Origin of the sequence: Paenirhizobium selenitireducens ATCC BAA-1503 (assembly GCF_900492185.1) — a bacterium.
Taxonomy (GTDB): Bacteria; Pseudomonadota; Alphaproteobacteria; order Rhizobiales; family Rhizobiaceae; genus Allorhizobium; species Allorhizobium selenitireducens_A.
Genome location: NZ_UEYP01000008.1, coordinates 112,013 through 127,699, shown reverse-complemented (window position 1 = coordinate 127,699; position 15,687 = coordinate 112,013). Strand labels below are relative to the sequence as shown.

The following is a 15,687-nucleotide window of genomic DNA, read 5'->3' as shown; positions in this document are numbered from 1 at the left end:
GTCTGGTGCTCGCGGGCTGTCAATGCAGCCAGCGGGCGGGGACGAGAACCAGGTCCGGGAACAGGACCAGGATGAAGAGAACGAAGACCTGCGCGACCAGGAAAGGCCAGACGCCGATCGTCACCTTGCCAAGCGGCACGCGTCCGACGCCGCTGACCACGTTCAGCACGACGCCGACCGGTGGGGTCAGAAGGCCGATACAGGTGTTCATGATGAACAGGACGCCGAAATAGACCGGGTCGATGCCCGCCTGCTTGATGATCGGCATCAGCACAGGCGTCAGGATCAGGATGGTCGGCGTCAGGTCCAGCGCGGTACCGACGACCAGCACCACCAGCATGATGACGAACATCAGCAGCGTCGGGCGGTCGATCAGGGGCTCGATGAAGCCGGTTATCTCGGCCGGAATGTTGGCAGCCGTGATGAGCCAGGCCGAAACGAGCGCCGCACAGACGAGGAACATGATCACGGCCGTCGTCTTGGCGGCCTGAAGGATGACATGCGGCAGTTGCTTCGGCGAAAGCTCACGATAGATGAACATGCCGACGAACAGTGCATAGGCGGCGGCCACGACAGCGGCTTCGGTCGGCGTGACGACGCCGGCCTTGATACCACCGAGAATGATCACCGGCATGCCGAGTGCCCAGAGGGCGCGACCGGTGACCCGCAGACGTTCCTTCATCGGTGCCCGCGGCAGGGCTTCCACCTTGTCCTTGCGCACGACGATCAGCCAGGTGACGATCAAGGCTATGCCCATCATCAGGCCCGGCACGATGCCGGCCATGAAGAGTTGCGTGATCGACACATTGGCGGCGACACCGAAGACGATGAAGGCCATGGAGGGCGGGATGACCGGCGCGATGACGCCGCCCGCGGCAATCAGGCCGGCGGAGCGCGGTACGTTGTAGCCGGCCTTGGCCATCATGGGAATGAGAATGGCGGCAAGCGCTGCCGTATCGGCCGCGGCGGAGCCGGAAATGCTGGCCATGATGACGGCGGCCATGATCGCCACAATGCCGAGACCGCCGCGGATGTGGCCGACGCAGGCGATGGCGAAATCGATGATGCGCTTCGACAGGCCGCCGGCATTCATCAATTCACCCGCAAGGATGAAGAAGGGAATGGCGAGCAGCGTGAAGGTGTCTGCGCCCGCGATCATGTTCTGGGCAATGATCTGAGTGTTGAACATGCCCATGAACCACATGAGCACGACGCCGCAGAACATCAGTGAGAAGGCGACCGGCACGCCGACTGCCATCGCGCCGAGCAACGAAACGATAAATACCACGAGAGTCATCAGGCACGCTCCGACAGCTGCTCGAGGGACATATTTTCACCAGCAAAGGCGGCGATTTCTTCATCGGTGACGCGACCGGTCAACAGTCGGATCAGCCGCTCGAGTGCGATCAGAACGATCCCGGCGCCGGTGAAGAAGCCGATGCCGTAGATCCAGATCATCGGCAGCTTGGTCACCGGTGAGGTCATGCTCGCATTGATCGGCGCCTGCTTCCAGGTGCCCCAGAAGAAGATCGCCGATACGGCGATGATGACGATGTTCGACAGGATCATGCAGACGATCCGGCCCTTGCGGCCGAACAGCATGACCAGCGTTTCCACGCCAAGATGCGAATGCTCGCGAAACGCCACGACGGCCCCGATGAAGGTCAGCCAGACGAAGAAGTAGCGGGACAGTTCATCGGAGATATTGAGCCCCGAATTGAAGCCGTACCGCATCACCACGTTGACGAAGACCATCACCGCCATGGACGAGAGCAGGAAGATCAGCAAGAATTCAAGAATTCGATAGAATGTGTCGATTGCCTTTTGCATGGCCATCCCCCTCACACCTTGTCCAGAAGGCCGCGGGCGGCCAGGTTGCGGATCAGAGCCGTCACGCCGAAGGTCCATTCGCCACAGGTGTCGCTGCGCTCGACCCAGTTGACGAGCCGTCCGAGCTTCGGCGTGGCGATTTCGACGCGGTCGCCGAGCTCGTGGGTAAAACCCTGACCGGCACCGCGGCGATCCTTGACCGGCGCGAACATGGTGCCAAGGAACAGCACCGCGCCGTCCGGATATTGATGATTGCGATTGAGCAACTGGCGGGCAAGATCGGCCGGCTTGCGGCTGATCGCCTCCATCGGGCTTTCCCCGGTCATGACGAACCCGTCCTTGCCCTCGACCAGCAGCGAGACCCGGACCCGGCCGAGATCGTCGAGCGAGAAGCCGCTATCGAACAGGCGGATGAACGGGCCGATGGAGCACGACGCGTTGTTGTCCTTGGCCTTGCCGAGAAGCAGGGCGGAGCGCCCCTCGACGTCACGCAAATTGACGTCGTTGCCGAGAGTAGCGCCGACGATTTCGCCGGTGGAGCGCAGAACGAGCACGACTTCCGGCTCGGGATTATTCCATTCCGAGATCGGGTGAATACCCACCTCGGCGCCGCAACCGACGGCCGACATGGGTTGGGCCTTGGTGAAGATTTCCGCGTCCGGGCCGATGCCGACTTCGAGATATTGCGACCATAGACCCATGTCCTGCAGCAGCGCCTTGACATGAGCGGCCTGCTCGGACCCGGCGACCACGCCGCGCAGGCTGTCGCCGAGGACCGGCGCCAGTCGCTGGCGGATTTCCAGGGCGCGAGTCGCGTCGCCCTTGGCCTGCTCCTCGATCACCCGCTCCAGCATACTGTCGGCAAACGTGACGCCCGCCGCCTTGATGGCCTGCAGGTCGACCGGCGCCAGAAGTGTTCCAGCATTGCCGGACAGGAAGTCATCCAGCGAGCCGAGCTCGGGAAGGTCGCCTGCGCCCCTCAGGCGGGCCGCGATGCCGTCGATCTCCAGGAGCGACGATACGGTCGCGGCGATGGACGACAGGTCGAGCAGCCGGCCGTTGCGGACCAGAACGGGGCAAGGGCCCGAGAGCGCCGCCGACCACACGCGTCCGACCAACAAGGCCTCGACGGCATCGTCCGGCAAGATCTGCCCGGCGCTCAACGAATGCGTGGAACTCAAAACCGTCCTCCCGTTTTATTCCCATCAGGCTCACCCTCCAGGGAGCCTTGCCTAATTGTCAGGATGTCTGACAACAGAACCTAAACCGTTTTAATCGGTCTCGCCTCACCTGTCTAGAAGCGAAATGCCGCTTTCCCGACTCAATTTGGCCCGGATGTCGTTCGGGCGGACGAGAAAGCCGGGTCAGTAGGATTCCAGCTTCAGACCGAGCCTTCCGGTCGCTCCGAGCAAGTGACGACGCATCGCCTCGCGCGCGCGCTGCGGATCGCGGCTGGCGATGGCGTCGCGGATCGCCAGGTGTTCGGCGATCGTCACCTCGACGATTTCCTCCAGCACGGCCGCGGCCCGCGCGGCATTGATCGCAAGGCTGATGCGTTCGGCAATAAAGCCGATGAACAGCGAAAAATACTCGTTCTTGGTGGCAGCGGCGACGACGCGATGAAAGGCGAGGTCGGCAACGATACCCTGGTCCGTCCATTTGTCGGCGCCCGTCATGGCCGTCAGCGTCTCGTCCAGCTTGTCGAGGTCGCCCCGGTCGTGATGCACCGCCGCCAGGCCGGCCGCCTCGATTTCGAGCGGGAGGCGCAATTGGAACAATTCGCGGAAACTCTCGCGGTCATGCAGGTCGTCCTGCTCTATGCGGATCGATTGCCGGCCCCGATGCTCGGTGACGAAGGCGCCGACGCCCTGACGGGTTTCCACCAGTCCCTCGTTGCGCAACTGGGCGATCGCCTCGCGCACGACGGAACGACTGACGCCGAAACCCTTGGCAAGAACATGCTCGGTCGGCAGCTTCTCGCCGGGCAGGATGCGGCCTTCCGCAATGTCGCGGGCAATCTGCGAGGAGATGCGCGCCGGCAAATGCTCGTTACGCCTGATCTGACCGAAACCCACCGTCATGCCGCCCCCTCCTGGCCGTCTCCGGCGTTTGTCTACGAATTGTCCACAAAGTTCAATTGGCAACCCGGATTCATGACGAAAGTCGGATCGACCGCCCCCTTGAGCGCCGTAAGCAGCTTGCGCCGAACCGCCGGCAAGCGGGCCTCGAAATCCGCCTTCTTCAACCGTCCGATCCCATGCTCCGCACTGATCGAGCCCTGATATGTGTCGAGCACGGCATTGATCGCCCCTTTTGCGGCATAGATCTGCGCGGCGCATTCCTGCGGGGAGAGACCTGCGGGCGGCAGCACGTTCAAGTGGACATTGCCGTCACCGACGTGGCCGTAGGAGACGCTGACACAATCCGGCAGCGCCTCGGCCACCGCCGCCTCGGCATCGCGGACGAAATCGGCAAGCCGCGACAGGGGCACGGAAATATCTGTGCGCAGATGCGGCCCCCTTTTGGCCTGCCCCTCGTTCATGCCTTCACGGAAGAGCCAGAGATTACGTGCCTGGCTCTCCGATGTGGCGATGACGCCATCGGCGACCAGCCCCTCTTCCATCACGCCCCCGAGGAAGCGCTCCATCAGGTCGGCAATATCGACCAGGCCGGATCCGGAGATTTCCATCAACGCATAGGCCGGATAGTCGCCCGCCATCGGCATGGCGAGATCGGGAATCGCCTCGCGCGCCAGGACGAAGGCCAGCGGCGGCATGAACTCGAAGGCCGAGAGCAGGTCGCAGCAATCGCGGCGGGCCCGGCGATAAAGGGAAATGACGTCGTCCAGCGCGTTGAGGCCAACAAGCGCCGTCGCCACCTGGTCCGGCTGGGGCATGAGTTTGACGGAGACCGCGGTGATGATCCCCAGCGTACCTTCGGCGCCAATAAAGATCTGCTTCAGGTCGATGCCGCGATTGTCCTTGCGCAGCGTCGAAAGCCCGTCGAAGATCGTCCCGTCGGGCAAGACGACCTCGAGCCCGAGCACCAGTTCGCGGGTCATGCCATAGCGCAACACGTTGATGCCGCCGGCATTGGTCGAGACATTGCCGCCGATCCGGCAGGACCCTTGCGCGCCGAGCGCCAGCGGAAAGAACATGCCCTGACGCGCCACGGCATCCTTGAATTCCGAGAGGATGCAGCCCGCCTCGACCACGGCGGAGAAATCGTCCGCGTCGATGCGTCGGATCTGGGCCATGCGCTCGAGGCTGATCACCACCTGGCGTTCGGGCTGGTCCGGCGTGGCGCCGAGCACGAGACCGGTATTGCCGCCCTGCGGCACGATGGAAAGGCCGAGCGAAACGCAGGCCCGCACGGCGGCGGCGACCTGCTCGGTCGTGCGAGGCCGCAGCACGGCAACCGCACCGGTCGTCACATCGCCATGCCAGTCCCGGCAATAACGTGCGACCTCATCGCCGACCAGCACCATGTCCGGCCCCAGCGCCCGGCGAAGGGCCTCCTGCCGATCACCCGACACCACCACCGCCTCGCCCCGTTCGCTCAAGATCGCATTCTCCGTTGGCCGCAGAACTTCGCAATTGAGGCACGCGGCGACATTGCCAATAATTGTGTTTTCAAACCCATCATATAAGGTTATCAGACAACCTTACAATATTTGTTTTGAGTGGCCTGTCTTTTGTCCAAGCTTGACCGGAGCGGCCCGCAGGAGGAGGAAAATCCATGCATATCCTGATTATCGGCGCCGCCGGCATGGTCGGTCGCAAACTCGCCGATCGCCTGACCCGCGACGGCGCCCTCGGCGGCAAGACGATCGATGCCATGACCCTGGTCGATGTGGTCACGCCGGAAGCTCCGGCTGGCTTTTCCGGCAAGGTCACGCTCGAAACCGTCGACCTTTCGGCGCCAGGCGAAGCGGACCGCCTGATTGCAGGCCGTCCCGATGTGGTCTTCCATCTGGCGGCCATTGTCTCCGGCGAAGCCGAGCTCGATTTCGAGAAAGGCTACCGCATCAATCTCGACGGCACGCGCTATCTGTTCGACGCCATCCGCATCGCCAACGGCAAGGACGGCTACAAGCCGCGGGTCGTCTTCACCTCGTCGATCGCCGTCTTCGGCGCCCCCCTGCCCTATCCGATCCCCGACGAATTCCACACCACGCCGCTCACCAGCTACGGCACCCAGAAGGCCATCTGTGAGCTCCTGCTGTCCGATTATTCCCGTCGCGGCTTCTTCGACGGCATCGGCATCCGTCTTCCTACGATCTGCATCCGCCCCGGCAAGCCGAACAAGGCCGCCTCCGGCTTCTTCTCCAACATCCTGCGCGAGCCGCTGGTCGGCCAGGAAGCCGTGCTTCCCGTCTCCGACGACGTGCGCCACTGGCATGCCTCGCCGCGCTCGGCCGTCGGCTTCCTCATCCACGGCGCCACCATCGACGTCGAAAAGGTCGGCCCGCGCCGCAACCTCTCCATGCCGGGCTTGAGCGCCACCGTGGGTGAACAGATCGAGGCGCTTCGTCGCATTGCCGGCGAAAAGGCCGTCAAGCTCATCCGCCGCGAGCCCGATGAGATGATCATGCGCATGTGCGCCGGCTGGGCCCCCGGCTTCGAGGCCAAACGCGCGCGCGAACTCGGCTTCACCGCCGAAGCCTCGTTCGACGAGATCATTCGCGTGCATATCGAAGACGAACTGGGGGGCAAGCTGTGACCCCTTCCGACAGTGCAGGCGCCAAACCGCGCCAGATCGCCTTTCTCGGCACCGGACTGATGGGAGCGCCGATGGCGCGGCGACTTCTCAAGGCAGGCTTCCCCGTCACCGTCTGGAATCGAGACCGATCCAAGGCCGAAGCGCTGTCCGTTGAAGGCGCTGCCGTTGCCGCCTCCGCAGCGGATGCCGTCCGGGGCGCCGATATCGTCTTCACCATGCTGAGCGACGGCAAGGCAGTCACCGACGTGCTGTTCAACCAGGGCGTTGCCGGCCTGCTGAAACCCGGTGCAATCGTCGTGGACACCTCATCGATCGCCCCGCCGATCGCCCGCGAGCATGCAGAAGCACTTCGGCAGCAGCAGGTGCACCACATCGATGCGCCGGTATCCGGCGGGGTGGTGGGCGCCGAGGCGGGTACGCTCGCCATCATGGCGGGCGGCGATGCCGCAATCGTCGAAAGCCTCTCCAATGTCTTTGCTGCGCTTGGCCGCGTCACCCATGTCGGCCCCTCCGGCGCCGGGCAGATCTGCAAGCTAGCCAACCAGCAGATCGTCGCGATCACCATTGGTGCCATCGCCGAAGCGATGATCCTGGTCGAGGCCGGTGGCGCCAGCCGCGAAAAATTCCGCGAGGCGATCCGTGGCGGCTTTGCCGAAAGCCGCATCCTCGATCTGCATGGTGGCCGCATGGTGAACCGCAGCTTCGCTCCGGGCGGCCCTTCGCGGCTGCAACTGAAGGATCTCGACGCGGTCGCCGCCATGGCGGACCTGTTCGGCCTGGATCTGCCACTGACCGCCATGGTACGCGACGAGTTCCGGGATTTCGTCGCAGACGGCGGCGGCGATACCGATCATAGTGGTCTTCTGCTGCATCTCGAAAAGATCAATCAGCGCATGGGTGAGAAAAAATTATGAGCGACGACAAGAACAAGCCCCGCCGCCTGCGCTCGCAGGACTGGTTCGACAATCCCGACCACCTCGACCTGACCGCGCTCTATCTCGAGCGTTTCATGAACTACGGCACGACGCCGGAAGAGTTGCGCTCGGGCAAGCCGATCATTGGCATCGCCCAATCCGGCAGCGACCTCAACCCCTGCAACCGCCACCATCTCGACCTCGCCAAGCGCCTGCGCGACGGCATTCGTGACGCCGGCGGGATCCCGATCGAATTCCCGACCCATCCGCTGTTCGAGAACTGCAAGCGCCCGACCGCGGCGCTCGACCGCAACCTCGCCTATCTCGGCCTGGTTGAAATCCTCTACGGCTACCCGCTCGATGGCGTCATCCTCACCACCGGCTGCGACAAGACCACCCCGTCGGCCCTGATGGCCGCCTCGACCGTCGACCTGCCGGCCATCGTCTTTTCCGGTGGTCCGATGCTCGACGGCTGGCACGACGGCGACCTGGTCGGCTCCGGCACCGTGATCTGGCGTTCGCGCCGCAAGTTCGCCGCCGGCGAGATCACCCGCGAGGAATTCCTCGAGGCAGCGCTCGATTCGGCGCCCTCGGTCGGCCACTGCAACACCATGGGCACGGCCTCGACGATGAACGCCATGGCCGAGGCGCTCGGCATGTCGCTAACCGGCTGCGCCGCCATTCCGGCCGCCTATCGCGAACGCGGCCAGATGGCCTATCGCACCGGCCGCCGGGCGGTCGAACTGGTCCTTGAGGACATCAAGCCGTCCGACATCCTGACGCGCTCGGCCTTCCTCAACGCCATCAGGGTCAATTCGGCGATCGGCGGCTCGACCAATGCCCAGCCGCATCTCGCGGCCATGGCCAAGCACGCCGGCGTCGAGCTTCATCCCGATGACTGGCAGGTCCACGGCTTCGACATTCCGCTGCTCGCCAACGTCCAGCCGGCCGGCGCCTATCTCGGCGAACGCTTCCACCGCGCCGGTGGCGTACCGGCGATCATGTGGGAGCTGTTGAAGGCCGGCAAGCTCGACGGCTCCTGTCCGACGGTCACCGGCAAGACCATGGCCGAGAACCTTGAAGGCCGCGAATCGGAAGACCGCGAAGTCATCAAGCCCTATGACGCCCCGATGCGCGAACGCGCCGGCTTCCTGGTGCTGAAGGGCAATCTGTTCGACTTCGCCATCATGAAGATGAGCGTCGTGTCGGAGGGTTTCCGCGAGCGGTACCTGCAGGAGCCGGGTCGTGAAGGCGTGTTCGAGGGCAAGGCGGTGGTCTTCGACGGTTCGGAAGACTATCACGCCCGCATCAACGATCCCGCCCTCGACATCGACGAGAACACCATCCTGGTGATCCGTGGCGCCGGGCCGATGGGCTGGCCGGGCTCGGCCGAAGTCGTCAACATGCAGCCGCCGGATCACCTGCTGAAAAAGGGCATCATGAGCCTGCCGACGATCGGCGATGGCCGCCAGTCCGGCACGGCCGACAGCCCGTCGATCCTCAACGCCTCGCCCGAAAGTGCGGCCGGCGGCGGTCTGGCCTGGGTCAGGACCGGCGACATCATCCGCATCGACTTTAACCAGGGTCTTTGCAACATGCTGGTGGACGAGGCGGAAATCGCCCGCCGCAAGGGTGAGGGCATCCCCAAGGTGCCGGCCGACGCGACCCCGTGGCAGCGCATCTACCGCCAGACGGTCACACAGCTCTCAGAGGGAGCGACGATCAAGGGCGCGGACGAGTTCCGCCAACTGGCGAAGACGCCGCCGCGCCACAACCACTGACGCCGGTTCGATCGCGGGAAACCGATCCCCGATCACATCCTCGTTCCTCGCGGCCCGCCGGTTTGACCTTGCGGGCCGCGAGCCCCATCTAAGGGCGGAACCCACACCCGAAGGAGGATGGCATGACGACAAACACCGAACGCGCCGTACTGGCTGGCGGATGCTTCTGGGGCATGCAGCAACTGATCCGCAGGATGCCGGGCGTCCTCGCCACTCGCGTCGGCTATACCGGCGGCGACGTGGCAAACGCCACCTACCGCAATCACGGCACCCATGCCGAAGGCATCGAGATCACCTTCGACCCGGGGAAGATCAGTTACCGCGACCTTCTGGAATTCTTCTTCCAGATCCATGATCCGACCACGCCCAACCGCCAGGGCAACGACGTCGGCATGAGCTATCGCTCGGCGATCTACTATACGAGCGACGAGCAGAAGCGCGTGGCCGAGGACACCATTGCCGACGTCAACGCGTCGGGCCTGTGGCCCGGCAAGGTGGTGACCGAGGTCGAGCCCGTCGGCGATTTCTGGGAAGCGGAGCCGGAGCACCAGGACTATCTGGAACGTATTCCGAACGGCTATAACTGCCATTTCCCGCGGCCGAACTGGAAACTGCCCCGCCGGGCTGCCTGATCGTAACAGCAGACGAGCATGGACGCCGCCCGCCGACGGGCTCGGCGGCGTTTCTGCGTGTCAGAGGACTGCGCTCATGCCGCCGTCGACATAGATGATCTGCCCGTTGACATAATCGGAAGCGGATGAGGCAAGGAAGACGGCGGCGCCCACCAGTTCCTCCGGACGCCCCCACCGCCGTGATGGCGTGCGCCCCTTCACCCAGGCATCGAACTGCGGATTGCTGGTGAGAGCCTCGTTCATGTCGGTCAGCATATAGCCGGGGCCGATGGCATTGGCCTGGATGCCGTGCTCCGCCCATTCGGCCGCCATCGCCTGCGTCAACAACTTGATGCCGCCCTTGGCCGCCGTGTAGGGTGCGACGGTCGGGCGGGCAAAGGCGCTCATCAGCGAGCCGATATTGATGATCTTACCCTGCCTGCGCGGGATCATTCGCTTGGCCGCCTCGCGGCCGACGAAGAAGGCGCTCGAAAGATTCGTGTCGATCACCCGTCGCCACTCCTCGGCTTGAAACTCGACCAGTGGCTTTCGCACCTGGATACCGGCATTGTTGACGAGGATATCGATTTCGACACCCGCGGCATCGAGACGCTGGAAGGCGGCAACGACGGCTGCCTCGTCGGTCACATCGAAGGGTTCGGCGAGAACGGCATATCCCTGCGACCGCATCGCGTCGGCGGCTTTTGCCAAACGATCGGCATCCATGCCGTTCAGCACCAACCGGGCCCCGGCTTCGGCAAGACCAATGGCGATCGCCTGTCCGAGGCCGCGCGACGAACCGGTCACAAGAGCGGTCTTGCCTTCAAGGCTGAACAGCGGTTTCTTCAACTTTCTCACTCCCAATATCGGTTTGCACTGAGCTTGCCGGCCGGCCACCGAGGACGGGCCGGGCGCGCCGTCCGACTATAGATGACGCAACCGGGGAAGACAGCCATTGCGGGCGGCTTTCCCCTGGTCCGTCCACCGCCCACCCGCCAAGACGGGCCGCCCCAACCGCAGAGCTCCTGCCGCGGGCGCCGAAAAGGGCCGGGCTCCTGCCAGGTGTCAGATGGGATAATGGATCGGCCCGTCCTGAACCGTGATCCAGCGCAGTTCGGTGAATTCGGCAATCCCCGCCCTCCCGCCGAAGCGGCCATAGCCGGATTGCTTGACCCCGCCGAAGGGGACCTGGGCCTCGTCGTGCACGGTCGGGCCGTTGATATGGCAGATCCCGGATTCGATCCGCCGCGCTACCTGCATGGCGCGATTGACGTCGCGGCCGAAGACCGCCGCCGACAGGCCATATTCGGTATCATTGGCAACCCGCACCGCCTCGTCGATGGAGCCGACACGCATCACCGAGACCACCGGTCCGAAACTCTCCTCCGCATAAATGCGCATCGCCGGTGTCACGCGGTCGAGCAGCGTCGCCTCGACGATCGTGCCGTCCGTGCCGCCGCCCGCGCAAAGAATGGCGCCCTTGGCCACCGCATCCCGGATCAACTGGTCGATCCGCCGCGCCGCGTGACCATCGACGACCGACCCCAGCGGGGTATTGCCGAGGCGCGGATCGCCGGCGGTAAGAGTCTTCGCCTTCGCGGCAAGCGCCTCGACGAACCGGTCCGCAACCGTCTCATCGACAACGATCCGCTCCGTCGACATGCAGATCTGGCCCTGGTTCATATAGGCGCCGAAGGCGGCCGCCGCGACCGCCTGATCGATGTCGGCATCGTCGAGCACGACGAAGGGGGCCTTGCCGCCGAGTTCGAGAAGCGCAGGCTTGAGATAGCGTCCGGCCGTCTCGGCGATGATCCGCCCGACCCGGGTCGAGCCGGTGAAGTTGATCCGGCGGACCGCCGGATGGGCGATCATCGTCTCGACGATCGTAGCGGCATCCTCCGGCGCATTGGAGACGGCATTCAGCACGCCCTCGGGCAGCCCCGCCTCATGCAGGCTGTCGATGATCAGCCGGTGCGTGCGCGGGCAGATTTCCGAGGTCTTCATCACCACGGTATTGCCACAGGCAAGCGGCATGGCAAGAGACCTTACGCCGAGGATCACGGGCGCATTCCACGGCGCGATCGAAAGGACGACGCCAGCCGGCTGCCGCACCCCCATCGACAGCGATCCGGGACGTTCCGACGGAATGATCTCCCCGGTGATCTGCGTCGTCATCGCGGCCGCCTCGCGCAACATGTCGGAGGCGAGCTTGACATTGAAGCCTGCCCAGCCGGCCGTCGCGCCGGTCTCCTCCGCCATCGCCTTGATGAAGTCATCGACCCGCGCCTGGAGCTTGTCGGCCGCGGCCAGAAGGATCTTGCGACGCAGGCCGGGCCCTGTCGCCGCCCAAGCCGGAAAGGCCTTGGCGGCCGCATTCACCGCCTGTCGCGCATCCTCCAGCGAGGCCGCGGCCACTTCCGACGCGACCTCGCCCGAAATCGGATTGATGCGGGTAAATGTCCGTCCATCGGAAGCACCCTGATCGAGATTGTTGATCTTCAGCCCAAGCACGGTCATGTTCCGCTCCATTCCAGCATCAGGCCGCGGCACCGAGGAAGGCCCGCTTGACCGCATCATCATTCATCAGGCCCGAGGCGCTGTTCTCGCCGACGACCCGCCCTGCTTCCATCAGATAGCCGCGATCGGCGATCGACAGGCTCATCTTGACGTTCTGCTCGACGATCAGCAGCGCCAGACCGCTCTTTCGGACCCGCCCGAGCACTGCGAAGAGCTCGCCCACCACCACGGGCGCGAGCCCGAGGCTCGGCTCGTCCAGCATCAGAAGATCGGGCTTCGACATGAGGGCACGTGCTATTGCCACCATCTGCTGTTCGCCACCCGACATGGTATTGACGAACTGACCCTGTCGTTCGGCAAGCTTGGGAAAGAGCGAGTAGACGAACTCGCGGCTTTCGGCCTCGCTGGCGCGCGCCCGTTTGGCATAGGCCCCAAGGGCGAGGTTCTCGGCAACGGTCAGGTCGCCGAACACCCCGCGCCCCTCGGGTACAAGCGCAATGCCCGCCTCGGGCACCAGATGCGGCGCCAGGCCGACGATTTGACGCCCACCAAAGCGAACTTCGCAGCCGATATCAGGCCGGACCAGGCCGGCGGCGGCCTTGAGCAGAGATGACTTTCCGGCACCATTGGCGCCGAGCACGACAACGGTCTCGCCCGGACCAACCGAGAGCGAGACCCGGTCGAGCGCCAGATGCTGGCCGTAATGCAGCGACAGATTGGCAATCTCAAGCATGATCGTCTCCCAGATAGGCCCGCACCACTTCCGGGTCGCGGAGTGCCTCAAATGTCGGTCCGTCGGCGATCTTGCGGCCGGCATTCATCACCACGCAGCGGCTGCACAGCGCCCGGATCGCATCCATGACATGCTCGACCAGAAGGATGGTCATGCCGCGCCTTTCCAGCGAACGGATGAGGTCGATGCCGGTCAGGAGTTCGGTCGGATTGAGGCCCGCCAGCCATTCGTCGAGCAGCAGCAGTTCCGGCTCGGCGGCCAGCGCCCGGGCCAGTTCCATGCGCTTCTGGTCAATATAGGTGAGCGTCGAGGCCTTCTCGCCGGCACGACCGGCAAGTCCCACCTCCTCCAGGTGATGAAGGGCGCGTTCGCGTGCCACGGCGCCCCACAGCTTGTGCCGGCCAAAGGCGAGCGCCGTCTCGACGTTCTCGGCAACGGTGAGCGACGGAAGGGCCCGTACCAGCTGGAAGGTCCGGGCCACGCCCTTGGGCGCGATGCGATGCGCCGGCAGACCGGAAATCGGCTCGCCCTTGAAGGCGATCAGCCCTTCGCTCGGGGCGAGGAAGCCGGAGATCATGTTCATCACGGTGGTCTTGCCGGAGCCGTTCGGCCCGAGCAGCCCGACCACCTCTCCTGCCTTCAGCGAGAAGCTGAGCTCGTTGACGGCTGTCAACCCGCCAAAACGCTTGCTGATGCCGGAAAGCGCGAGGATCTCGGTCATCGGGACGCCTCCGCATGCGACGGCGCCAGCTTAGCCGGCCTTGCCGCAAATGCCTTCTCGGCCGCCGCGAGCACGCCCTTGGGCAGGACAAAGACGATGGCGATGAAGATCAGCCCGAGAATGATCGGATAATGGTTGGGGAAATTGGCCGACAGCCACTCGAACAGCAGGAAGAGCGGTATGGCGCCGAGAAGCGGCCCCCACAACCGATCGGCCCCACCGAGCAGCGCCATGATCAGGGTCAGAAACGAGGTCGTCGGATTGAACACCATGCTCGGCTCGATATAGGTCCAGCGCGGCGCCTGGATCGCGCCGACGAGGGTGATGATCACCGCGCTCAAGGAAAACAGCGCGAGCTTCACCCCGGCAATGTTGATGCCACAATGGCTCGCCACCACTTCATCGTCGCCGATGACCTTGAGCGCAAGGCCAAGTCGGCTGCGGCCGATCAGGAAGGAGACGAGCAAAGTCACCGCAGCCAGCACCAGAAGCTGCCAGTAGATGCCCTCGGGCGTGACCGGCAGGAAGATATAGCGGCCGAGCGTGCCGGTGATGTTGACCTCGTACCAGGTGACGAGCTGGCGCACGAGTTCGGCCAGGCCAAAGGTGAAGATGACGAAGTAGACGCCGGCGAGCCTCAGCGTTGCAAGCCCGACCAGCAGCGCGATGACGAGCCCGACCAGCGCGGCCACCAGCAGGACCAGTGGATAGGGCAAGGTCTCGCTGAGCACGCCCACCGTATAGGCGCCGATGCCGAAGAAGGCGACGGTGGCCAGCGACACATAGCGGGTCGGACCGGAAAACAGGCCCCAGGCGGTGGCAAGGACCACATAACCGGTCATGCCGATCATCAGTGTCACTGTATATTCGCCGGCATAGAGAGGCAGGCAGGCAAGGCCAATGAGAAGCGCCAGGAAGAAGGCGGCAGAGCCGATGGAACGCAGGGTCATCGCGAAGACCTCCCGAACAGGCCGGCCGGGCGCCACAGCAGCACGGACAGGAAGATGAGATAGGTGGCGGCGAGCGTCAGGCCGGGATCGAGATAGGTGGCGACAAAGGTCTCGACGAGGCCGAGGATCAGGCCCGCGGACAGCGCCCCGAGGATATTGCCGACCCCGCCCATGATGACGACCACCAGGGCCTTCATGGTGAAGACGACACCGGCCGTGGCGGTGAAGGTCTGGTAGGTGGAGATCACCACGCCACCGGCGGCAGAAAGTCCGCAACCGATGGCGAAAGCCAAACGGGCGGCCCGGTCGACATCGATTCCGACCAGGGGCGCGGCTGTGGGCGAAACGGCAACGGCGCGCAGCGCCGTGCCCCACAGCGTGCGGGTGAAAAGAAGGTAGAGCCCGCCGCCCAATACCACGGCCAAGCCCAAGGCCAGCAGCCGGTTGGCGGCAATCACCGCGCCGAACACGTTGATGCCGACATTGAGGTAATTATAGCTGGTATAGTTGGAACCGAACGCCACCAGCATGACGCCCTGGATAACGAATAGCAGGCCGAACGTGGCAAGGATGGAATCGATTTCCAGGCTTTCGCGATTGGCGGCACGGGCCACCAGCGGTCGCAGCATCAGCCCGTAGACCAGGTAGCCGAACACGAAGCCGATCGGCACCGCGACCAGCAACCCCAGCACCGGATTGACGCCCCACTGGCCGAACAGGACATAGGCGAGGAAGGCGGCGGCAATGATCGTCTCGCCATAGGCGAGATTCATGATGCGCGCGATGCCGTATTGGAGCGTCAGCCCCATGGCGATCAGCGCATAGGTGCCGCCGAGCACGAGGCCGGAGACTATGGTGGTGACGAGCATGTCCTGCTCCTCCTTGCGACTTGTAGCCTGCGGCAGCCC

Annotated in this window: 15 protein-coding genes; 4 read left to right on the top strand and 11 right to left on the bottom strand. The window is 64.4% G+C overall.

What is annotated here, in order from left to right:
• Positions 1–19: 19 nt before the first annotated feature.
• From RHIZ70P_RS15275 to RHIZ70P_RS15255, 5 genes are all read right to left on the bottom strand, one after another.
• Positions 20–1,297 (bottom strand): TRAP transporter large permease, encoded by a 1,278-nt coding sequence (locus RHIZ70P_RS15275; protein WP_115671333.1) that lies wholly within the window; start codon positions 1,295–1,297, stop codon positions 20–22.
• Positions 1,297–1,830: a TRAP transporter small permease gene (locus tag RHIZ70P_RS15270; RefSeq protein ID WP_115671332.1), complete on the bottom strand. Its 534-nt coding sequence runs from the start codon at positions 1,828–1,830 to the stop codon at positions 1,297–1,299. Before RHIZ70P_RS15270 ends, RHIZ70P_RS15275 begins: the two co-directional genes overlap by 1 nt.
• Before the next feature lie 11 nt (positions 1,831–1,841).
• The gene (locus RHIZ70P_RS15265; protein ID WP_115671331.1) at positions 1,842–3,011 is read right to left on the bottom strand and encodes a fumarylacetoacetate hydrolase family protein; all 1,170 of its coding nucleotides are present in this window, start codon (positions 3,009–3,011) and stop codon (positions 1,842–1,844) included.
• A 183-nt stretch (positions 3,012–3,194) separates the two neighbouring features.
• Positions 3,195–3,911, bottom strand: a complete 717-nt coding sequence (locus RHIZ70P_RS15260) for a FadR/GntR family transcriptional regulator (RefSeq protein ID WP_115671330.1) — start codon at positions 3,909–3,911, stop codon at positions 3,195–3,197.
• A gap of 32 nt (positions 3,912–3,943) precedes the next feature.
• Positions 3,944–5,329, bottom strand: coding sequence for an FAD-binding oxidoreductase (locus tag RHIZ70P_RS15255; RefSeq protein WP_419178303.1), 1,386 nt, complete (start codon positions 5,327–5,329; stop codon positions 3,944–3,946).
• A gap of 239 nt (positions 5,330–5,568) precedes the next feature.
• On the opposite strand from RHIZ70P_RS15255, the gene denD reads away from it, so the two are divergent.
• The 4 genes from denD (at position 5,569) to msrA (ending at position 9,879) form a co-directional block, all read left to right on the top strand.
• The gene (gene denD / locus RHIZ70P_RS15250; RefSeq protein WP_115671329.1) at positions 5,569–6,552 is read left to right on the top strand and encodes a D-erythronate dehydrogenase; all 984 of its coding nucleotides are present in this window, start codon (positions 5,569–5,571) and stop codon (positions 6,550–6,552) included.
• The gene (locus RHIZ70P_RS15245; protein WP_268877534.1) at positions 6,549–7,466 is read left to right on the top strand and encodes an NAD(P)-dependent oxidoreductase; all 918 of its coding nucleotides are present in this window, start codon (positions 6,549–6,551) and stop codon (positions 7,464–7,466) included. The genes denD and RHIZ70P_RS15245 overlap by 4 nt, the downstream gene beginning before the upstream one ends.
• Complete coding sequence (locus RHIZ70P_RS15240; protein ID WP_115671328.1) at positions 7,463–9,247, top strand: IlvD/Edd family dehydratase; 1,785 nt, start codon at positions 7,463–7,465, stop codon at positions 9,245–9,247. Before RHIZ70P_RS15245 ends, RHIZ70P_RS15240 begins: the two co-directional genes overlap by 4 nt.
• A 122-nt stretch (positions 9,248–9,369) precedes the next feature.
• The gene (gene msrA, locus RHIZ70P_RS15235) at positions 9,370–9,879 is read left to right on the top strand and encodes a peptide-methionine (S)-S-oxide reductase MsrA (protein ID WP_115671327.1); all 510 of its coding nucleotides are present in this window, start codon (positions 9,370–9,372) and stop codon (positions 9,877–9,879) included.
• A 60-nt stretch (positions 9,880–9,939) separates the two neighbouring features.
• On the opposite strand, the gene RHIZ70P_RS15230 is transcribed toward msrA, so the two are convergent.
• The 6 genes from RHIZ70P_RS15230 to RHIZ70P_RS15205 form a co-directional block, all read right to left on the bottom strand.
• Entirely contained in the window at positions 9,940–10,707 is a 768-nt protein-coding gene (locus tag RHIZ70P_RS15230; RefSeq protein ID WP_115671326.1) for an SDR family oxidoreductase, read from the bottom strand.
• Between the two features lie 216 nt (positions 10,708–10,923).
• Positions 10,924–12,375, bottom strand: a complete 1,452-nt coding sequence (locus tag RHIZ70P_RS15225) for an aldehyde dehydrogenase (RefSeq protein ID WP_115671368.1) — start codon at positions 12,373–12,375, stop codon at positions 10,924–10,926.
• A gap of 19 nt (positions 12,376–12,394) precedes the next feature.
• A complete protein-coding gene (locus tag RHIZ70P_RS15220; RefSeq protein ID WP_115671325.1) occupies positions 12,395–13,108 on the bottom strand; it encodes an ABC transporter ATP-binding protein in 714 nt (237 codons plus the stop codon).
• Positions 13,101–13,829, bottom strand: coding sequence for an ABC transporter ATP-binding protein (locus tag RHIZ70P_RS15215; protein ID WP_115671324.1), 729 nt, complete (start codon positions 13,827–13,829; stop codon positions 13,101–13,103). Before RHIZ70P_RS15215 ends, RHIZ70P_RS15220 begins: the two co-directional genes overlap by 8 nt.
• The gene (locus RHIZ70P_RS15210) at positions 13,826–14,779 is read right to left on the bottom strand and encodes a branched-chain amino acid ABC transporter permease (protein WP_115671323.1); all 954 of its coding nucleotides are present in this window, start codon (positions 14,777–14,779) and stop codon (positions 13,826–13,828) included. The genes RHIZ70P_RS15215 and RHIZ70P_RS15210 overlap by 4 nt, the downstream gene beginning before the upstream one ends.
• Positions 14,776–15,648, bottom strand: a complete 873-nt coding sequence (locus RHIZ70P_RS15205; protein ID WP_115671322.1) for a branched-chain amino acid ABC transporter permease — start codon at positions 15,646–15,648, stop codon at positions 14,776–14,778. The genes RHIZ70P_RS15210 and RHIZ70P_RS15205 overlap by 4 nt, the downstream gene beginning before the upstream one ends.
• Between the last annotated feature and the right edge of the window lie 39 nt (positions 15,649–15,687).